General features: G+C 70.3%; 17 protein-coding genes. 1 reads left to right on the top strand and 16 read right to left on the bottom strand.

Translation table 11 applies throughout. The features are described 5' to 3' along the window. Positions 1-243 precede the first annotated feature (243 nt). The gene (locus ACFXI4_RS32020) at positions 244-2,328 is read right to left on the bottom strand and encodes an alpha-galactosidase (RefSeq protein ID WP_384997600.1); all 2,085 of its coding nucleotides are present in this window, start codon (positions 2,326-2,328) and stop codon (positions 244-246) included. 173 nt (positions 2,329-2,501) lie between these two features. Between ACFXI4_RS32020 and ACFXI4_RS32025 the strand changes: the two genes are divergently transcribed. Next, positions 2,502-3,299: a tyrosine-protein phosphatase gene (locus ACFXI4_RS32025; RefSeq protein ID WP_384997472.1), complete on the top strand. Its 798-nt coding sequence runs from the start codon at positions 2,502-2,504 to the stop codon at positions 3,297-3,299. 22 nt (positions 3,300-3,321) lie between these two features. Here the strand turns inward: ACFXI4_RS32025 and ACFXI4_RS32030 are convergent, their stop codons facing one another. The 15 genes from ACFXI4_RS32030 to ACFXI4_RS32100 all read right to left on the bottom strand — a co-directional run bounded on the left by ACFXI4_RS32030 (position 3,322) and on the right by ACFXI4_RS32100 (position 19,133). Further along, a complete protein-coding gene (locus ACFXI4_RS32030) occupies positions 3,322-3,444 on the bottom strand; it encodes a DUF6126 family protein (RefSeq protein WP_123972047.1) in 123 nt (40 codons plus the stop codon). Further along, positions 3,441-4,064, bottom strand: a complete 624-nt coding sequence (locus ACFXI4_RS32035) for a helix-turn-helix domain-containing protein (RefSeq protein ID WP_384997474.1) — start codon at positions 4,062-4,064, stop codon at positions 3,441-3,443. The genes ACFXI4_RS32030 and ACFXI4_RS32035 overlap by 4 nt, the downstream gene beginning before the upstream one ends. Positions 4,065-4,123: 59 nt before the next feature. Further along, positions 4,124-5,509 carry an aspartate aminotransferase family protein gene (locus ACFXI4_RS32040; RefSeq protein WP_362718216.1) on the bottom strand — a complete coding sequence of 462 codons (1,386 nt, stop codon included), beginning with the start codon at positions 5,507-5,509 and terminating at the stop codon, positions 4,124-4,126. Beyond that, positions 5,509-7,545 (bottom strand): 1-deoxy-D-xylulose-5-phosphate synthase, encoded by a 2,037-nt coding sequence (gene dxs / locus ACFXI4_RS32045; protein ID WP_384997476.1) that lies wholly within the window; start codon positions 7,543-7,545, stop codon positions 5,509-5,511. The genes ACFXI4_RS32040 and dxs overlap by 1 nt, the downstream gene beginning before the upstream one ends. 27 nt (positions 7,546-7,572) lie before the next feature. Further along, positions 7,573-8,730, bottom strand: a complete 1,158-nt coding sequence (gene ispG / locus ACFXI4_RS32050) for a flavodoxin-dependent (E)-4-hydroxy-3-methylbut-2-enyl-diphosphate synthase (protein WP_384997478.1) — start codon at positions 8,728-8,730, stop codon at positions 7,573-7,575. A 4-nt stretch (positions 8,731-8,734) separates the two neighbouring features. Next, entirely contained in the window at positions 8,735-9,757 is a 1,023-nt protein-coding gene (gene hpnH, locus ACFXI4_RS32055) for an adenosyl-hopene transferase HpnH (RefSeq protein WP_362718698.1), read from the bottom strand. A 5-nt stretch (positions 9,758-9,762) separates the two neighbouring features. Continuing rightward, positions 9,763-10,404 carry a 1-hydroxy-2-methyl-2-butenyl 4-diphosphate reductase gene (locus ACFXI4_RS32060; RefSeq protein WP_362718696.1) on the bottom strand — a complete coding sequence of 214 codons (642 nt, stop codon included), beginning with the start codon at positions 10,402-10,404 and terminating at the stop codon, positions 9,763-9,765. Beyond that, positions 10,405-12,396 (bottom strand): squalene--hopene cyclase, encoded by a 1,992-nt coding sequence (shc, locus tag ACFXI4_RS32065; protein ID WP_384997481.1) that lies wholly within the window; start codon positions 12,394-12,396, stop codon positions 10,405-10,407. Between the two features lie 117 nt (positions 12,397-12,513). Further along, positions 12,514-13,641, bottom strand: a complete 1,128-nt coding sequence (locus ACFXI4_RS32070) for a polyprenyl synthetase family protein (protein ID WP_384997483.1) — start codon at positions 13,639-13,641, stop codon at positions 12,514-12,516. Then, positions 13,641-15,062 carry a hydroxysqualene dehydroxylase HpnE gene (hpnE, locus tag ACFXI4_RS32075; protein ID WP_384997485.1) on the bottom strand — a complete coding sequence of 474 codons (1,422 nt, stop codon included), beginning with the start codon at positions 15,060-15,062 and terminating at the stop codon, positions 13,641-13,643. The genes ACFXI4_RS32070 and hpnE overlap by 1 nt, the downstream gene beginning before the upstream one ends. Beyond that, positions 15,059-15,199 (bottom strand): DUF6380 family protein, encoded by a 141-nt coding sequence (locus tag ACFXI4_RS32080; protein WP_384997487.1) that lies wholly within the window; start codon positions 15,197-15,199, stop codon positions 15,059-15,061. Before ACFXI4_RS32080 ends, hpnE begins: the two co-directional genes overlap by 4 nt. Beyond that, positions 15,199-16,152 (bottom strand): presqualene diphosphate synthase HpnD, encoded by a 954-nt coding sequence (hpnD, locus tag ACFXI4_RS32085; protein WP_384997489.1) that lies wholly within the window; start codon positions 16,150-16,152, stop codon positions 15,199-15,201. The genes ACFXI4_RS32080 and hpnD overlap by 1 nt, the downstream gene beginning before the upstream one ends. Continuing rightward, the gene (gene hpnC / locus ACFXI4_RS32090; RefSeq protein WP_384997491.1) at positions 16,149-17,051 is read right to left on the bottom strand and encodes a squalene synthase HpnC; all 903 of its coding nucleotides are present in this window, start codon (positions 17,049-17,051) and stop codon (positions 16,149-16,151) included. The genes hpnD and hpnC overlap by 4 nt, the downstream gene beginning before the upstream one ends. Positions 17,052-17,410: 359 nt before the next feature. Continuing rightward, a complete protein-coding gene (locus ACFXI4_RS32095) occupies positions 17,411-18,211 on the bottom strand; it encodes an ABC transporter ATP-binding protein (protein ID WP_362718677.1) in 801 nt (266 codons plus the stop codon). Further along, positions 18,204-19,133 carry an ABC transporter permease gene (locus ACFXI4_RS32100; protein ID WP_384997493.1) on the bottom strand — a complete coding sequence of 310 codons (930 nt, stop codon included), beginning with the start codon at positions 19,131-19,133 and terminating at the stop codon, positions 18,204-18,206. Before ACFXI4_RS32100 ends, ACFXI4_RS32095 begins: the two co-directional genes overlap by 8 nt. Positions 19,134-19,168 lie beyond the last annotated feature (35 nt).

A 19,168-nucleotide genomic window follows, 5' to 3' on the forward strand; every position in this document is an offset into this window, starting at 1 on the left:
ACGCGTATAAACAAGCATCAAATTCCCTCTGTCCGGATTTCGCTTGATCCGTTACGGGAATTCCTGGTCACCCTCCGTTAATTCCGGCTTTTCGCGCCTTTCCAACACCCTTGGCACGCACGGGAATTACGTGGACATGACGCGCGACGGACGGTCACGAATATGACGCTCCTCACGCGCGCCGCACCACGCCCCTTTATTCCAGAACCAGTTGGAATGAATGTTTCAATTCGGACAAAGACGTCATATGCGACGGAGGCGAATAATTGCCGCATCCAGGTCGCCGCGCAGCTCCGTGCGCAGCCCGTGATGCAACAGGACGGCACCTCGGTGCACTTCGCCCGTTTCGCGGCATTCGTACGATGCTGTCGGATCGAGCCCCCGCAGCCGCAGCGCCGGCATCGGCTCGCCGTAGCTCTGCGCCTGGAGCCAGGCGAGGACCACGGTCTCGTCGCCGAGCGTGTACTGCACGGCGCTGAGCCCGCCGGCCGGCGGCCGCAGCCGGTACTGGTCCCCGCGCTGCACCAGGGGCCGGATGTCCTTGTAGAGCGCCACCCAACGGCCGGCTTCGGCCAGCTCCTCCTCGGTCCACCGGGAGAGGTCGCCCCCGACGCCGAGAGCCCCGGCCATGGAGCTCACGAAGCGGAAACGCAGGCTGCTGACCCGGCCGTTGAGCTGGTGGTTCGGGCTGTCGGTCACCCAGGCGGACATCACCCGGGCGGGGTGGATCTGGCTGAACCCGTGCTGGATGGCGAGCCGGTCCAGCGGGTCGGTGTTGTCGGAGGTCCACACCTCGTCGGTACGGCTCATGATGCCGAGGTCGATCCGGCCGCCACCGCCGGAGCAGGACTCGATGGCCACGTCGGGGTGGGCCGCCCGGAGCCGGTCGAGCAGGGCGTACAGCCCGCGGACGTGGTCGACCCACAGGCGCTGCGGGTAGGGCTCGCCGGGCCAGCCCGCGTCCGTGAAGCAGCGGTTGAAGTCCCACTTGACGTAGTCGATCGGGGCGCTGGACAGCAGGGTGTCGAGCCGCTCCCAGAGGTACTCCTGGACGTCCTCGCGGGCGAGGTTGAGGACGAGCTGATTGCGGAGTTCTGTCCGCTTTCGCCCCTTTTGGTACTGCACCCAGTCGGGGTGCGCGCGGTACAGGTCGCTGTCCGCGTTCACCATCTCGGGCTCGACCCAGATGCCGAACTGCATGCCGAGGGCGTGCACGTGGTCGGCGAGGGGTTTGAGGCCCTTGGGGAAGCGGTCCGGGTTGGGCGTCCAGTCGCCGAGGCCCGCGCGGTCGCTGGTGCGGGCGCCGAACCAGCCGTCGTCGACCACGAACAGCTCGACGCCGATCGCGGCGGCCCGCCGGGCGAGGGTGGCCTGCTGCTCCTCGGAGATGTCGAAGGTGGTGGCCTCCCAGGAGTTGAACAGCACCGGCCGGTCCCGGTCGGCGTCGGGGATGACGTACGCCCGCTGGTAGGCGTGCCAGGCGCGGCTGGCCCCGCCGAAGCCGCCGTCGGTCCACAGGCCCGCGAAGACCGGGCTGGTGTACGACTCGCCCCCGGCCAGCATCAGCAGGCCCGAGTCGTCGTATCCGGCGCCGCCGGTGATCTGCACGCGCGCGTCGGGGAGCTGCGCGACCGCGATGCGCCAGGAGCCGGACCAGCCGAGGGCGCAGCCCCAGACCTCGCCGCGCTCCTCGGTGGCGTCGGTGTCGAGGGCGACCCAGGGCAGGTGCTGGTGACCGGTGTGGCCGCGGCGGCTGCCTATCACCTTCTCGCCGTAGGTGAGCGGGGCGCTGGTGAGGCGCGACTCGGCGGCCCAGCGGCCGTGCAGCTGGGACAGGCGCCAGCCCTCACGGTCGGGCAGCGTCCAGGCGGCGGGATCGGCCCGCAGCAGCTCCAGGCGCGCGTCCCCCTGGTTGTCGACGGTCACCCAGCGCTCGACGACGTCGCCGCGCATCCGGTAGTGCAGGGTGATGAGGATCCGGCCGTCCCTGAAGCGCAGCCGGAGCTCCTGGCCGGCCGCGTCCCCCTCCGTCTCGTACGACTCGAAGGTCCACTCGGTGCCGCGGCGCTCCTCGGTGCGCACGGACAGCGCGGGGCGGACGAAACGCGGGCCGCCCTCGACCGGGTACTCCTCACGGCCGTCCAGCGGGGACTCGAAGGGCCAGTAACCGGGCAGCGCCCGGGTGCTGAGCTCCTCGGCGTCGGCGAGCCCGATCTTCGGGCCCCAGTGGAGGTGGAGCAGTTCGTCGTCCTCCGTGAGGTGCAGCGCGTAACTGCTGCCCGGGCCCGACAGGAGCCACGTACGACCGTTTTCGGCGATGTCCACCACGAGAAACCTCACACAGGTGCCAACAGATCCGCTCAAGCACCAACATCATCAAGGCCACGGGGCCTGGAGGCAACGCCTGTGGACAACTCATTGCCCGTGGAAACCGATGTCGTATGGTCGATCCAGTGCCCGTCGACGAGCAGCGCCGACGGGGCCGGCCGGGAGGAGCCCCCGTGACGCAGCAGGTCCCGTCGACCGAGCCCGAGCTGGCCGGTGTGCGCAACTTCCGTGACGTGGGCGGCCTGCCGACCGTGGACGGGCGCCGGGTGCGGCACGGTGTGCTGTTCCGCAGCGGACATCTGGCACACGCGACGGCGCAGGACGCGGAGTTCCTCGCCTCCCTCGGTCTGCACACGATCTTCGACTTCCGCAACGCGGCCGACCAGAAGCTGGAGGGCCCGGACGTCGATCTGCCCGGCGTGCGGAACCTGAACCTGCCGCTGACCGACCCGGCGCACGGCGCCGAGTTCTGGACGATGGTGCGCGAGGGCGACACCGAGCAGCTGCGCGGGCTGCTGGGCGACGGCAAGGCCGCGAACCGGATGATCACCTCGTACCGCACGATCGTCAGGGACCGCACCGGCGAGCACTCGCGTGTGCTGCACGGGCTCGCCGAGGACAGCGTGCCGGCGCTGATGCACTGCGCGGCCGGCAAGGACCGGGCGGGCGTCTCCATAGCGGTGACGCTCCTCGCGCTGGGCGTGGAGCGGGACGCGATCCTCGCCGACTACCTGGAGTCCAACGCCAAGCACCGCCGCTACAAGGTGCGGCGCAGCGGCGGCGGGGACGGCGCGTACAGCCCCGAGGTGATGGAGCTGCTGAGTCCGCTCTTCGAGGCCCGCGCGGAGTATCTGACGGCGGCCTTCGAGAGCATCGACGAGGCGTGGGGCGATGCCGACACGTACCTGGAGCAGGGTCTGAAGCTCGCTCCGCAGACCCGGGAGCGGCTGCGCGCCCGCCTCCTGGACTGACGCCCGGGCGAGCGGGGAGCGTTCAGCCCTTGCCGCCCACGGCGAACAGCAGGTAGAGGAAGGCGGCGAAGACGTGCCCGACGGCGATGTAGATGATGAGCCGGACCCACAGGGCGCGGGGGAACTTCTCCTCGATGTTGCTCACAGCAGCTCTCCAGTGATCGGTCCCAGGCACAGCGTGGCCGTGGGACTCTGCAGCAGGGTGTGGACGAACAGCAGCTCGACGCCGTCGTGGTCCTCGGCGGCGAGGCGGTGCGGGGTCAGCGAGTCGAAGTGGGCGCTGTCGCCGGGGGCGAGGACATGGGTGGTGTCGCCCAAGCGCAGCCTCAGCCGCCCGCTCAGGACGTACAGCCATTCCTCGCCGGGATGCACCCGCACGATGTCGCCCTGGGAGCCGTACGGCACCCGGACGCGCAGCGACTGCATCCCGCGGCCGGAGGAGCCGGCCTGCCAGTACGTCCAGCCGCCGGCGCGGGTCGGTTCCATGTCGCCGGCGCGTACGATCGCGTCCCGCTCGGCGACGGTCTCGCCCAGCAGTTCCGAGACCGTCGTACTGTAGACACGGGCGAGGGCGAGCAGCATCGGCAGCGAGGGCTGGCGCTGCCCGGTCTCCAGCCGGGAGAGATGGGCGGCCGACAGTCCGGCGTCGCGGGCCGCGGCCTCCAGGGTGAGACCGGCGCGGCGGCGCAGGGACCGCAGCTGCGGAGCGACGGCGGGCAGGTCCTCGACGGGACCGCCCGCGCGCTCGTCCTCGGAGGCGTTCATGCCTCCATTCAGCCAAAGATTTGCCTCCGCGGCAATTTTCTTGCCCCAGAGACAAAAAGCTAGCGGTTGGCCACCGCCTGCTTGACGAGGGTCTTGCCGAAGTCCCACATCAGGCCGCCGCCGCTGTGCGCGTCGTCCATGACGTCCGTGAAGGCGGCCACGAAGCGGTCCGCGTCGGCCTCGTCGACGATCAGCGGCGGGATGAGCTTGATGACCTCCAGATGATCGCCGGAGACCTGGGTGAGGATCCGGTGCCGCTGCAGCAGCGGTACGACGACCATCTGCGCGAACAGACCCTTGCGGGCGGCCTGGAGCATGGTCCAGCGGCTGCGGAGCTTCAGCGAGCTGGGCCTGCCGAACTCGATGCCGATCATCAGACCCCGGCCGCGGACGTCGGCGAGCAGCTCGTACTTGTCGACCAGTCCGGCGAGCCGGGACCTGAGCAGCTCCCCCACCGACCGGGAGTTCGCGACGATCTGGTCGTTCTCCATGACGGACAGGACGGCGAGTCCGGCCGCCATCGCCTGGGCGTTGGCGCCGAAGCTCGCCGAGTGGACCAGGACGCGGTCCATGGACGAGTAGACCTTCTTGAAGATCCAGTCCTTGCCGAGGGTCGCGCCCACCGGGACGTAGCCGCCGGACAGCGCCTTGGCCACGCACACCAGGTCCGGCTCGACACCGTCCTCGTGCTGGTAGGCGTAGAAGTCGCCGGTACGGCCGAGGCCGGTCTGGACCTCGTCGGCGATCAGCAGCGCCTTGTGCCTGTGCAGCAGCTCCTGGGCTCCGCGCAGGTAGCCGGGCGGCGCCTCGTGCACGCCCTTGCCCTGGATCGGTTCGACGATCAGGGCGGCGACGTCGCCCTTCCGCAGCTCACGCGCCAGGGCGTCGAGGTCACCGAGGGGCACGGCCGTGTCGGGCAGCAACGGGGCGAAGCCGTCCCGGAAGCCGTCCTCGCCGTTGACCGACAGCGAGCCGGTGGTCAGGCCGTGGAAGGCGTGGTCGCAGTAGAGGACACGCGGTCTGCCGGTGGCGAAGCGGGCGAACTTCAGAGCGGTCTCGACCGCCTCGGTGCCGCTGTTGCCGAAGAACACCCGGTCCAGGTGCGGGCTGTGGGCCAGGAGCCGCTCGGCGAGCAGCCCGGGCAGCGGCTGGCAGTCGAAGCGGGTGAGGTCGGCCAGCTGCGCGTCCAGGACGTCGTGCAGGGCCTTGCGGACGACGGGGTGGTGGCGTCCCAGGCCCATCACCCCGAACCCGGCGAGCATGTCCAGGTAGTCGTTGCCGTCCTCGTCCCAGAAGTGGGCGCCCTCGGCCCGCTCGTAGACCTTGTCGAAGCCGATGGTGTGCAGCATGCGCGGCAGCTGGTGGTTCAGGTACCTGGCATGCAGCTCGTACCGCTCACCGCCACGCTCGGCCAGCAGTGCGCCGAGGTCGAACTCCGTGCTCATCACTTCTCCTTGGCGGCGCCATCGATGAAAGCGCTGTCGGCTGTGGCGCCCTGAAGGGGCGCGGGGCTGCGTTCGATATACGGCTGCCGTCGCGCGGGCGCGACCAGCCCGGACGAGGCCGCCCCCGCCGCACGGCCCCCCGCGGCACCTCCGTGGGCGCGCTCGGCCGCCCGACCCGCGAGGCTCGCCCCGATGCGCCCCGCGATCTCCACCGGCGTCAGCCCGATGTCGGCCAGCACCTCCCCCCGCTTCGCATGCGCCAGGAACTGCTCAGGAATCCCGAACCGCCGGACCGGCACATCCACGTCCGCGTCGCCGAGCGCGAGCGCGACCGCCGCGCCGACACCGGCGGCCCTGCTGTTGTCCTCGACGACGGCCACCAGCTCGTGCTGGGCCGCCAGGACCGGCAGCGCGGGGTCCACGGGCTTGACCCACCGGGGGTCCACCACCGTGCATCCGATGCCACGGGCGGTCAGCAACTCCGCGGCCTGGAGACAGACCGGCGCCATCACACCGACCGCGACCAGCAGCACCTGGGCGTCCGCGTCGCCGCGCAGCACGTCCAGCCCTCCGATCCGGTCGACCGCCGGGATCTCGGGGCCCACCGACTCCTTGGGGAACCGCACCAGCGTGGGCGCGTCGTCCACCGCGACCGCCTCACGCAACTGGAGGCGCAGTTGCTCGGCGTCACGCGGGGCGGCGATCCGCAGCCCCGGGACCACCTGAAGGACGGACATGTCCCACATGCCGTTGTGCGAGGCTCCGTCGACTCCGGTGACGCCCGCCCGGTCCAGCACGAACGTCACCCCGCAGCGGTGCAGCGCCACGTCCATCAGCAACTGGTCGAAGGCCCGGTTCAGGAACGTGGCGTAGACGGCGACGACCGGGTGCAGTCCGCCGGTCGCCAGGCCGGCCGCCGAGACCGTCGCGTGCTGCTCGGCGATGCCCACGTCCCAGACCCGGGCGGGGAATCGGGCTGCGAACTTGCCGAGGCCGACCGGGTGCAGCATCGCCGCGGTGATCGCCACGACGTCGTCGCGCTCCTCGCCGATCCGGACGATCTCGTCGCCGAACACCGAGGTCCAGGAAGGTCCGTTGGGCGGCGCGAGGGGCTCGCAGGTGAGCGGGTCCATCACACCGACGGTGTGGAAGCGGTCCTCCTCGTGGGCGAGGGCGGGTTCGTAGCCGCGGCCCTTCTCCGTGAGGCAGTGCACGAGCACCGGCCCGTGAAAACGTTTCGCCCGCCTGAGCGCGGACTCGACCGCCCTGATGTCGTGGCCGTCGATCGGACCGACGTACTTGAGGCCCAGGTCCTCGAACATGCCCTGCGGGGCGAAGGCGTCCTTGAAGCCCTTCTTGGCGCCGTGCAGGGACTCGTAGATGGTGTTGCCGACCACGGGGGTGCGCAGGAGCACCTCCTTGCCCCAGGCCAGCACCTGCTCGTAGCCGTCGGTGGTGCGCAGGGTGGCGAGGTGGTTGGCGAGCCCGCCGATGGTGGGGGCGTAGGACCGTTCGTTGTCGTTGACGACGATGATCAGCGGCCGGTCCTTGGCGGCCGCGATGTTGTTGAGCGCCTCCCAGGCCATCCCGCCGGTCAGCGCGCCGTCGCCGATCACCGCGACGACATGCCCCTTCTCCCCCTGCACCTGGCGCGCCTTGGCCAGGCCGTCCGCCCAGCCGAGTGCCGTGGAGGCATGGCTGTTCTCGATGACGTCGTGCTCGGACTCCTCGCGCGAGGGGTACCCGGACAGGCCGCCCTTGCCACGCAGCTTGGAGAAGTCCTGACGGCCGGTCAGGAGCTTGTGCACGTAGCTCTGGTGACCGGTGTCCCAGAGGATGCGGTCGGCCGGGGACTCGAAGACCCGGTGCAGTGCGACGGTCAGTTCCACGACGCCCAGGTTGGGGCCGAGGTGACCGCCGGTCCTGGCGACCGCGTGCACCAGGAACTCTCGTATTTCTTCGGACAGTTCGCGAAGTTCCGCCTCGGACAGCGCCTTCAGGTCGCGTGGTTGCCGGATGGTTTCCAGAATCGTCACGCTCGGCCCCCTCTCGGTCCGTGCTGTTCAGCTCACGGTGACGGCGGGTGCTCCGGACCCGGCGCCGTCCTGCTCCATCTGCTCGGCGATCTTCATCGCTTCCTCGATGAGGGTCTCCACGATCTTGGACTCGGGGACGGTCTTGATGACCTCGCCCTTGACGAAGATCTGCCCCTTGCCGTTGCCAGAGGCGACGCCGAGGTCGGCCTCGCGGGCCTCGCCGGGGCCGTTCACCACGCAGCCCATGACCGCGACGCGCAGCGGAACCTCCATGCCGGTCAGGCCCGCCGTGACCTCCTCGGCCAGCTTGTAGACGTCGACCTGGGCGCGTCCGCAGGACGGGCAGGAGACGATCTCCAGGCCGCGCTGCTTGAGGTTGAGGGACTCCAGGATCTGGTTGCCGACCTTGACCTCCTCCACCGGAGGAGCCGACAGGGAGACCCGGATGGTGTCGCCGATGCCCTCGGAGAGCAGCGCGCCGAAGGCCACCGCCGACTTGACGGTGCCCTGGAAGGCGGGGCCGGCCTCCGTGACACCGAGGTGCAGCGGGTAGTCGCACTGGGCGGCGAGCTGCCGGTACGCCTCGATCATCACGACCGGGTCGTTGTGCTTGACGGAGATCTTGATGTCCCGGAAGTCGTGCTCCTCGAAGAGGGACGCCTCCCACAGGGCCGACTCGACCAGGGCCTCGGGGGTCGCCCTGCCGTACTTCTGCAGCAGCCGGCGGTCCAGGGAGCCGGCGTTGACGCCGATGCGGATCGGAGTGCCGTGGTCCTTGGCGGCCGCCGCGATCTCCTTGACCTTGTCGTCGAACTGCTTGATGTTGCCGGGATTGACGCGGACGGCCGCGCAGCCGGCCTCGATCGCCGAGAACACGTACTTCGGCTGGAAGTGGATGTCCGCGATCACCGGAAGCTGGGACTTTTTCGCGATGGTCGCCAGGGCGTCCGCGTCGTCCTGCGTGGGGCAGGCGACGCGGACGATCTGACATCCGGACGCGGTGAGCTCGGCGATCTGCTGGAGGGTGGCGCCGATGTCCGAGGTACGGGTCGTGGTCATCGACTGCACCGACACCGGGGCACCGCCCCCGACGGCCACCGGCCCGACGTGGATCCGCCGCGACACGCGTCGCTCGGCGATCGGCCGGGCCGGGACCTCGGGGAGTCCCAGGGAGATGGCGGTCATGCGGTCACTCCCGGTTTCCGCTGACCGTCTCGCGCATGGCGCGCAGCGACTCCTTGAGGGATCCCATGGTGGCGAGGACGGCGGTGGGCTCGTAGCCGCAGTGCGCCATGCAGTTGGCGCAGCGCGGGTCCTTGCCGCGGCCGTACTTGTCCCAGTCGGTCTCCTCGATGAGTTCGCGGTACGTCGGCACGTACCCGTCGCTCATCAGGTAGCAGGGGCGCTGCCAGCCGAAGAGCGAGTAGTTCGGGATCGCCCAGGCCGTGCACGGGAAATCCACCTTGCCCTCCAGGAAGTCCAGGAAGAGCGGGGAGTGGTTGAGCCGCCACTTGCGCCGGTTGCCGCCCGCGAACGCCTTCTTGAACAGCTCCCGGGTCTGCGCCACGCCGAGGAAGTGCTCCTGGTCGGGAGCCTTCTCGTAGGCGTAGGCGGGCGAGATCATCATCTCGTCGACCTTGAGGTCGTCGTTGAGGAAGTTGAGCACCTCGATGATGGTCTGCGGGGTGTCGGTGTTGAAGAAGGTCGAGTTGGTGGTCACCCGGAAGCCGCGCTGCTTGGCTTCCTTTATGGCCGCCACCGCCTCGTCGAACACGCCCTCCTTCGCCACGGACTCGTCGTGCCGCTCGCGCAGCCCGTCGATGTGCACCGCGAAGGCGAAGTAGGGCGACGGCGTGAACTTGTCCATCTTCTTGCGCAGCAGCATGGCGTTGGTGCAGAGGAAGACGTACTTCTTCTTCGCCACCAACTGCCGCACGATCTCGTCGATCTGAGGATGCATCAGGGGCTCGCCGCCCGCGATGGACACCATCGGTGCCCCGGACTCCAGCACCGCTCCGACGGCCTGCGCGACGGGCATGCGCTGCTTGAGCACACCTGCCGGATGCTGGATCTTGCCGCAGCCCTCGCACTTCAGGTTGCATGCGAAGAGGGGTTCCAGCTCCACGATCAGCGGGAACTTGTCCCGCTTGCGGAGCTTCTGTTCAGCCAAGTAAGTCGCGACCTTGATGGACTGGCGCAGCGGCATGGCCATCTGGCTCACCTCCGGGGGAGCAACAAAGAACGGTGCCATTCGAAGAAAGCAGGAAGAACGGATCGAAGAACGCGGAAAGCAGATATTCCACCGCGCACCGTGCCGATCCGGACGAGTTCATGTTCGGGAGCGTCCACGACCACCCTGACGGCCGCGACGGGGCGTTCACCCGCGCGCACGGCGCTCAGGAGCGTGGCCGCCGATTCCATGTCGACCGCGATCGCGCCGGTCCCGAACAGGTCGGACCGTTCGTTTCCGCGGACGACGTGGTCGGAGCCGGTGACAGGCCCGGTGTGGACGGTGCGGCCGGGCAGGGTCCGCACGAGTTCCTTCACGAGGAGTTCGGTGCCGACGCAGGGGACGCTGCCGCGCGGGTCCCGGGTCTCCTCGGCGACGACCAGGTCGCCGGGGTGCATCCCGGGGGCCAGTCCCGCGCAGAAGCCGGTGGCCAGGACGGCGGCACCGGCGAGCGCCGGACCGGCCAGGACCCGGGTGACGGACCGTTCCGCCGCCCTGGGGCCCATGCCGGTGCGCAGTACGGTGACCGGCCCGCCCGCACCGCCGCGTTCGCCGGCGCGCAGGGCCAGATGCTCGATGCCGAGCGCGCAGGCGATCAGCAGCGGAGCCGGAGCGGGCGTGGTGCTCATTCAGCTCCTCTCGGCCTCGGGCAGGGGCTCGCCGTGGACGTACCGGCCGAGCGCGGTGAGCGGGAAGACCTGCCGGTACAGGTGGTAGTTGATGGAGAAGTCCCAGGGGAAGCCGGTGCCGGTGAAGTAGGGCTCGTCCCAGGAGCCGTCCTCCCGCTGGGTCTCGGCGAGCCACCGCACGCCCCGCTCGACGGCCTTGGAGTCCTTCTCCCCGGCCGCGAGCAGCGCCATCAGCGCCCACGCCGTCTGGGAGGCGGTGGTGGCGCCGCGTCCGCTCCATTCACCGGCGTACTTGTAGGAGCGCAGGTCCTCGCCCCAGCCCCCGTCCTCGTTCTGGACCTGCTCCAGCCAGGTCACCGCGCGTCTGATCGCCGGATGCGAGGCGGGCAGTCCGGCCGCGGTCAGCGCGGGCACCACGGAGCCCGTGCCGTAGACGTAGTTGACGCCCCAGCGCCCGAACCACGAGCCGTTGGGCTCCTGTTCGGCCAGCAGCCAGTCGATGCCGCGCCGGGTGCGCGGGTCGTGGGCCATGCCCTCGAAGGCGAGCATCTCCACGACGTGCGCGGTGACGTCCGCCGAGGGCGGGTCGATGACCTCGCCGAAGTCGCAGAACGGCAGCCGGTTGGGGAACGGGCTGGTGTTGTCCACGTCGAAGGCGCCCCAGGCGCCGTTCTTCGACTGCATGCCGAGGTTCCAGCGCACCCCGCGCCCGATCGCCTTCTCCATCCGCTCCGGGTCGTGGTGCCTGACCCGGCGCAGCGCGAGGACGACCTCGGCGGTGTCGTCGATGTCGGGGTAGTTGTCGTTGTGGAACTCGAACGCCCAGCCGCCCGGCGGGAGCTGCGGCCGTTTGACGGACCAGTCGCCGGGCCGCACGATCTGCTCGCCGAGCATCCAGTCGGCGGCCTTGACCAGTTGCGGGTGGTCGGCGGGCAGTCCGGCGTCGGCGAGGGCGATGGCGGCCAGGCAGGTGTCCCACACGGGCGACTGACAGGCCTCGATCATCCGGGAGCCGTCCTCGCGCCACAGGGCGTAACGATCCAGCGACTCCAGGCCCGCGCGCATCACGGGGTGGTCGAGGTCGTAGCCGAGCAGATGAAGGGCGATCACCGAGTACACGGCCGGCGGCTGGATACCGCCCCAGGCGCCGTCGTTCTCCTGCCGCTCGATGATCCAGCGGGCGGCGGACCTCAGGGCGGAGCCGCGCAGCCGGCGCACGGCGACCTTGCGGTAGCCGCGGACAACCTTGTCGAGTCGCTGGAAGAGACCCTCCCAGCTGATCGGAGGGGCCAGCGGACGGGGCGGGTTGGGAACGGCCGGGTCGGTGTGGAGCTCGTCCAGCGGGAAGGGGGCCGGCCGCACCGGGCGTTTGGCCGAGACGACCGTGAGCGGCACGATGGTCTGCCTGGCCCACTGGCCGAAGTTGTAGATGCTGAGCGGGAACCACTTGGGGAAGTACAGGAGTTCCGGCGGGAGTTCGGGCAGGTCCTCCCACTTCCACCAGCCGAACAGGGCCAGCCAGATCCGGGTGAAGACCCGGGCGGCGGCGATCCCGCCGCGCTCGCGGATCCAGGCCGACGCCTTCGCCATGTGGGGCGCGTCGGGGGCGTCGCCGGCCAGCCGCAGGGCGACGTACGCCTCGATGGTCGCGGAGAGTTCGCCCGGGCCGCCGTAGAAGGTGGCCCAGGTCCCGTCCTCGCGTTGTTCGCCGCGGATGAAGAGCGCGGCGGCGGCCGTCGTGGCCTCGTCGCGGATACCCAGGAACTGACGGAGCAGCAGATCCTCGGCGTCCATGGTGACGTTGGTCTCCAGGTCACCCTTCCACCAGCCCTGCGCGTCCTGACGGGCGAGCAGATGGTCGGTGGCACGCCGCATGGCGCGTTCGGCGGCTTCTTTCACCCCGGTCGCCGCGGGGGTGGTGCGGTCCGTGCTGGCCGAGGCAGCGCGGGGCGGCAGGGTGGCCCCGGTGCTTCCGTCGGTCGTCGCTGTCATGGCTTCCCCTTCGTGCAGTCGTACGAAATCGTTCTGCTGTGGGTCCGCCGTCGGCCGGTGCTGCTTGCGCGCTCGCACCGGCCGGCGACTACGCGAGGGCTATTCGACCGATAGTGATCATCTCTTTCGTACGACGACGAAGTCGGCCAGCGCCGTGAACTGCGCCCGGACCAGCTCGGGCATGTCGACGGCGTGCAGGGCTTCGATGGCGATGGTGTGCTGACGACGCGCCTCTTCGGCGGTCCATTCCCGGCCGCCGGCCTCCTCGATGAGGGCGGCACGGGCGGCGAACTCCTCCTCGGAGAAGTTCTCGAAGTCGCTGCTCTTGGCGTCGGCGGCGAGGATCTCGCCGAGCCGCTCGGAGGCGGGCCCGCCCGCGGCGAGCGCGGCGACGACCGGCAGGGACTTCTTGCGCTGGCGCAGGTCGCTCCAGGTCTGCTTGCCGGTGGAGTCCGGGTCGCCCCAGATGCCGAGGAGGTCGTCGACGGCCTGGAAGGCGAGGCCGAGGTGGTAGCCGTACTTCTCCAGGGTGTCGGCGGTGCGGTCGTCGGCACCGCCGAGCACCGCGCCGATGGAGCTGGAGGCAGCGAGCAGTGCGCCGGTCTTGTTGCCCTCCATCTCCAGGCACTCCGCGACGCTGACCCGGTCGCGGTGCTCGTAGGAGATGTCCTGTGCCTGGCCGTCGATCAGGGCGCGGGTGGCGGTGGTGAGCCGGCGGGTGGCCCGGCCGGCCTCGACGGTGCCGAGTTCCAGCAGCACCTCGTTGGCGAGGGCGAACAGGGCGTCACCGACCAGGATCGCCTGGGCGGGACCGTGCACCTTCCAGACGGTGTCGCGGTGGCGGCGCTGCTCGTCGCCGTCCATCAGGTCGTCGTGCAGCAGCGAGAAGTTGTGGACGAGCTCGACGGCGACGGCGCCCGGGATGCCGACCTCGGGGCCGGCGCCGGTGACCTCGGCGGAGAGGACGGCGAGCGCGGGCCGCACGGCCTTGCCGCCGTCGCCGTCGGCGGGGTTGCCCTCGGCGTCGATCCAGCCGAAGTGGTAGGCGGCCACGGTGTCCATGGGGGGTGCCAGGCGGTCGACGGCCGTCTTCAGTACCGGGGTGGCAAGGGTCCGGCCGCGCTCCAGGAGCGCGGTCACGTCCACCGCGTCGGCAGCCGTCTCGGCCGGGGGCACAGTGGGCACAGTTTCTCCTCTTGTTGCGGTACCGGGGGTGCGGGGGCCTGCCGCCTGCTGACCGAGCATCACGCCGCCTCCTCCAACTCGAAGAGGTGACGGGGGCGGGGCCGGCCCAGGGTGCGCAGCACGGCGTCGGCCGCGTTCACACCGCTGCGGACCGCACTCTCCATGGTCGCGGGCCACCCTGTGGCGGTCCACGCTCCGGCCAGGTAGAGGCCGGGTGACTTGGTGCGGGCGCCGGGCCGCAGCCGCCCGACGCCGGGGGTGGGGGCGAACGTCGCGGTGCGCTCCCGGGTGACGAAGAAGTCCAGCACCTCGGCGCCGCGCGCGCCGGGCAACAGCCGTGCCAGTTCGGGCAGGTAGCGCTCGCGCAGTACGGCGACGGGCGCGTCGATCTCGTCCTGGGCGGCCGACTGGGACAGCGCGAGGTACTGGCCCTCGCGCAGCCCGGAGGCATGGGTGCGGTCGAACACCCACTGGACCGGGGTGCCCAGGGCCGCGAAGAACGGCTTGGTGAGCACCGTACGGTCGTAGACCACATGGACGTTGAGGATCGGCGCGGTGCCGATCTCCAGGAGGTTCTCCGGTGCGTCGAGGGCACCCTCGGGAAGCAGGTCGTACGCCTCGCGCTGGGCCACGGCGAGCACCACGGCGTCGGCGGTGTGCGTCTCGCCGGGAACCTGAACGCTCCACGTGCCGTTCTCGTTAGTGGAGACGGAGGTGACGCGTGTACGGACTTCGGTGCGCACGCCCGCGGAGTCGAGCGCCTTGCGGGCCAGCCGGTCGTGCAGTTCTCCCAGCGGCACATGGGCCCAGCCGATGTCGGCCGCGCCCGGGTCGGACAGCAGACCGGTCTTGAACACCATCGCGGCGAGCGCCAGGGAAGAGTCCTGGGCCACCGCGTTGAGGGTGGCGACCCCCACCAGGTCCCACAGTGCCTCGATGGCCCGCGCCGACTGGCCACGGGCAGCAAGCCAGCTGCCGAAGTCCTGTGCGTCGAGCGCGGGATCGCGGAGATCGAGTGCTCGGAGGGCGAGAGCGGCTCTGCCCACCGCGGCGCGCTCGGCGAGCGAGAGATGCGGGTAGGAGGCGAGGCTGCGCCCCAGATGCAGGGGCACCGGCAGGGGGTCCCGGCGGAGTCTGCCGAGTCGGCGCCCCTCCGGTTTCGCGAGGTCGAGCACGGGCACGTCGAGCCGGTCCTGGAGCGGTGCCAGCGCCGCGCCCTCGATGCGGTCGAGGAACCAGCGGTAGGCGGTGCAGCAACGCAGGTACACGTGCTGGCCGTTGTCGACGGTCAGGTCGCCGCGCCGGAAGGAGAAGGCGAGCCCGCCGAGGCGCGGCCTGCCTTCGAGCAGCGTCACCCGCACCCCGGCGTCGGCGAGTGCCAGTGCGGTCGTGACGCCGGCCAGGCCGCCGCCGATCACGACGGCGGTGCGCCCGGACGGGATGTCGTCGTGCGTCCGTTCGGATCGCGTGCCGTCGGTCATCGTGCAGCCTCCCCTGCCCACCCGCCGTGCCGGTGGAGCGGGGCGGGGCGGGCCGTCGCAGTCAGGGACGCCGCGCCGCGCCGGAGGGTTGCCTGCCGTTTTTCCCCGGTGGCGTCAGCATGGCCCACTTCGTCCATCAGGCGCGCCTCCTGACGGTCCGCCGGGAGGCGTGGCGCCGGGTGTCCAGGCCGGACAGGCCGCGTACGGCGACGTACGCCTTCTCGCGCCCGGGCAGCGAGACCCGGCCGCGCAGCACCGCCTCCGGTTCGCGCTCGATCCGGTCGAGCAGCCGGCGGTAGATGCCGGCCATGGCGGCGACACAGGCACCGCTGCGCCGGTCCAGCATGGGCAGCAGCCGGTAGCCCTCGGCGAACAGGGCCCGGGCGCGCCGTACTTCGAAGTGCACTAGGCCCGCGAAGTCCGAGCCCTCCGGCGGGGTCGGCCCGTGGAACCCGGCCGCGCAGCCGAACTTGGCGAGGTCGTCGCCGGGCAGATAGGTGCGGCCGTTCCCGGCGTCCTCGCGGATGTCGCGGAGGATGTTGGTGAGCTGGAGTGCGAGCCCGAGCGTGTCGGCGTACTCCGGCGCTCGCTCGGCGCCGCGCGCCCCCGGCTCGGTGCCGAACACACCGAGCGAGAGCCGGCCGATCGCACCGGCCACACAGCGACAGTAGACCTTCAGGTCGTCCCAGGTCTCGTACGTCTCGCCGCGTACGTCCATCAGCACGCCGTCGATCAGCTCGTCCAGGCCGCCCAGCGGGATCGGGAAGACCTGGGCCGCGTGCGCGAGGGCGACCGCGACCGGGTCGGTGTCGTCCTCGTCGACCGCGCCGTCCTGGACCCGGGCGAGCAGCGCCCGGGTGTCCTCCAGACGGGCCGCCTTCACGTCGTCGGCCAGCACGCCGTCGCCGATGTCGTCGACGCGCCGGGAGAAGGCGTAGAGCGCCGACATGGCGCGCCGCTTGGGCGCGGGCAGCAGCCTGATGCCGTAGGCGAAGTTCCGTGCCTGCTGTCCGGTGACGGTCTCGCAGTAGCTGTAGGCGGCGAGTACCGGTGCGGACACAGGTGTGGGAGAGTCCACGGTCCGGATCACCCCTCTCCTCGCAGAGTCAGGCCCACCTCACGCAGCAACCGGCCCTTGCCGGGCTTGGGCGGGCCGGGAAGTACGTCGTATTCGGCGGCGGCGATCGCTGCGATCGCCGCCCTTCCCCCCGCCACGAACCCCGCGAGCAGCAGCTTCAACCTGCCGTGGACGCTACCCACCAAGGGGGCGCCTTCATTCAGGAGATCGCGGGCGCGTTGCGCTTCGTATGCAACCAGAGCACGCACCGATGCGCCCGCGGTTTTCCTGGCGAGATCCGCCTCCTGGACATGAAAGCGCTTCATGTCCACGGCGGGCAGATAAATCCGGTCGCGGCCGAGGTCCTCGGCCACGTCCTGGAGGTGTTCGACGATCTGGAGTGCGGTACAGATCGCGTCCGAGAGCCGGATCCGCTCGGGGGTCGAGGTACCGGTGACGGCGAGGACCAGGCGGCCGACGGGGTTGGCCGACAGCTCGCAGTAGGCGAGCAGGTCGTCATAGGTCTCGTACCGCGTGACCAGCTGGTCCTGGCGGTTGGCGGCGATCAGCCCGAGGAACGGCTCGGGCGCCAGGTCGCGGCGGCGCACCGTGGGCTGGAGGCGGCGCAGCAGGGGGTGGTGCGGGGTGCCGTCGAAGACGCGGGCCAGGTCGGCCTCGAAGGCGTCGAGGAGAACCAGGCGGTCGTCGCCCTCGGCCGGGGAGACGCCGAGCAGTCGGGCGTCGTCGCCGCCGGGGGCCAGATCGCCGTCGCCGATGTCGTCGACGAGACGGGCGAAGCCGTACACGGCCATCAGGTCGTCGCGCCAGGCCCTCGGCAGGAAGAACGGGGCCACCGGGAAGTTCTCGTCCGCGGCCTTGTCCAGAATGCCTCGCCCGGCGTCTCCGGTGCGCGCCGGCGTGGTCGCCGTCACCGTTCGCTGCCCGGGGCCGGGACGGCGTGGCCTGCGTTGAGCTGGGGAGTTTCCGTAGCCATTGCCGTCACATCTCCCGTTCTACACTGCCGACCCAATACACACTATTTCGGACACGCCGCCCGGCAATCCGCAGGGCGGACCGGCCGAGGGTGTCGCGCATTATCGCCCCACTTGCCGCTTTCCGGGACCGGTACAGCTTACGTTGTACAACGCATCGAGGTTCGTCGGGGTGTCCCGCAGATCACAACAACACACCGATTGACGTCAAGATTCCTAAGGCGAGCCGGAGTTGACGTTTCCTTTGCAGACGCCGGGCCCCGCCGGAAAGGTTCCGGCGGGGCCCGGGGAACGCAGGGCTACTTGCCCGTGAACTTCTCGTACTCCTTGAGCACCTCTTCGGTCGGACCGTCCATGCGCAGCTCACCGCGCTCCAGCCACAGGACCCGGTCGCAGGTGTCCCGGATCGACTTGTTGTTGTGACTGACCAGGAACACGGTGCCGGCGTGCTCGCGCAGCTCGCGGATCCGGGCCTCGGACCGCTTGCGGAACGCGGCGTCACCGGTGGCCAGCGCCTCGTCGATCATGAGGACGTCGTGGTCCTTGGCGGCGGCGATGGAGAACCGCAGCCGGGCCGCCATGCCGGAGGAGTAGGTGCGCATGGGCAGCGTGATGAAGTCGCCCTTCTCGTTGATGCCGGAGAAGTCGACGATCTCCTGGTAGCGCTCCCTGATCTGCTCCCGGGACATGCCCATGGCGAGGCCGCCCAGGATGACGTTCCGCTCGCCGGTGAGGTCGTTCATCAGGGCGGCGTTGACGCCGAGCAGCGAGGGCTGGCCGTTGGTGTAGACCCTGCCCTTCTCCGCGGGCAGCAGGCCGGCGATGGCCCGCAGCAGGGTCGACTTGCCGGACCCGTTGGAGCCGATCAGGCCGATCGCCTCGCCCCGGTAGGCGACGAAGGACACCCCGCGCACGGCGTGCACCTTGCGGACGCCGCGCGCCGCGTCGTCGGAGCCGCGCTTGACGATGCGGCTCAGGGCGGCCGTCGCGCTGCCCTTGCCGGACCTGGCGCCGTTGACGCGGTAGACGATGTGCACGTCCTCCGCGATGACGGTGGGGATCCGCGCCCCCTGCTGCTCCGTGTCGTTCAGCTCAGCCACGACCGTACCGCTCCTCCGCCTTCCAGAAGTACACGAAACCGCCCGCGAAGACGACCAGCGCCCAGGCCAGGGCGACGGCCCAGACGTGCGGCGGGAGGTTCTCGGAGCCGTAGCCGTCGATGAGCGCGAAGCGCATCAGGTCCATGAAGACGGCCGCGGGGTTCACCTGGAGGAGCAGGCGCGCCCACTCCGGCCGGTGTTCCATCATCTTGCTGATGGAGAACATGACACCGGACGTGTACATCCAGGTGCGCAGCACGAACGGCATCAGCTGGGCCAGGTCCGGCGTCTTGGCGCCCAGCCTGGCCACGATCATCGCCAGGCCGGTGTTGAAGAGGAACAGCAGCACCAGGGTCGGCAGGACCAGCAGCCAGGACAGGCCCGGGGTGGTACCGAAGCCGATCACCACGGCGATCATGACGATCATCGAGAACAACAGCTGCTGGAGCTGCTGGAGCGCGAAGGAGACCGGCAGCGCGGCACGCGGGAAGTGCAGCGCCCGCACCAGGCCGAGGTTGCCGGAGATCGCGCGCACGCCGGTCATGATCGAGCTCTGCGTGAAGGTGAACGTGAAGACGCCCGTGACCAGGAACGGGATGTATATGTCCTGGGACATCCCGCGGCTGGCGTGCAGGATGACGCCGAAGATGAAGTAGTACACGGCCGCGTTCAGCAGCGGTGTGGCCACCTGCCAGACCTGGCCGAGCTTGGCCTGGCTGTACTGGGCGGTGAGCTTCGCCTGGGAGAAGGCGAGGACGAAGTGCCGGCGTCCCCAGAGCTGGCGTACGTACTCGACGAGCGAGGGACGTGCACCGCTCACCGTGAGCCCGTACCTGGCGGCCAGCTGCCCCGCCGTCAGGCCCTCGTCGGGCGACGGCACCGCGCTCACCGCGATTCCGACGTCATGCGTTGTCTCACTCAAGGGTGGAAGCCTTCGTCCTCGGATTCGTCTTACGT

Origin of the sequence: Streptomyces sp. NPDC059224, from assembly GCF_042754285.1 — a bacterium.
Lineage (GTDB): Bacteria > Actinomycetota > Actinomycetes > Streptomycetales > Streptomycetaceae > Streptomyces.

Excerpts from the sequence above, each read along its gene's own strand:
- shc (WP_384997481.1), bottom strand. The coding sequence starts at position 12,396 with ATGACAGCGACGACCGACGGAAGCACCGGGGCCACCCTGCCGCCCCGC.
- hpnH (WP_362718698.1), bottom strand. The coding sequence starts at position 9,757 with ATGGCCATGCCGCTGCGCCAGTCCATCAAGGTCGCGACTTACTTGGCT.
- ACFXI4_RS32070 (WP_384997483.1), bottom strand. The coding sequence starts at position 13,641 with ATGCTCGGTCAGCAGGCGGCAGGCCCCCGCACCCCCGGTACCGCAACA.
- hpnE (WP_384997485.1), bottom strand. The coding sequence starts at position 15,062 with ATGACCGACGGCACGCGATCCGAACGGACGCACGACGACATCCCGTCC.
- ACFXI4_RS32080 (WP_384997487.1), bottom strand. The coding sequence starts at position 15,199 with ATGGACGAAGTGGGCCATGCTGACGCCACCGGGGAAAAACGGCAGGCA.
- ACFXI4_RS32060 (WP_362718696.1), bottom strand. The coding sequence starts at position 10,404 with ATGAGCACCACGCCCGCTCCGGCTCCGCTGCTGATCGCCTGCGCGCTC.
- ACFXI4_RS32040 (WP_362718216.1), bottom strand. The coding sequence starts at position 5,509 with ATGAGCACGGAGTTCGACCTCGGCGCACTGCTGGCCGAGCGTGGCGGT.
- ispG (WP_384997478.1), bottom strand. The coding sequence starts at position 8,730 with ATGACCGCCATCTCCCTGGGACTCCCCGAGGTCCCGGCCCGGCCGATC.
- ACFXI4_RS32035 (WP_384997474.1), bottom strand. The coding sequence starts at position 4,064 with ATGAACGCCTCCGAGGACGAGCGCGCGGGCGGTCCCGTCGAGGACCTG.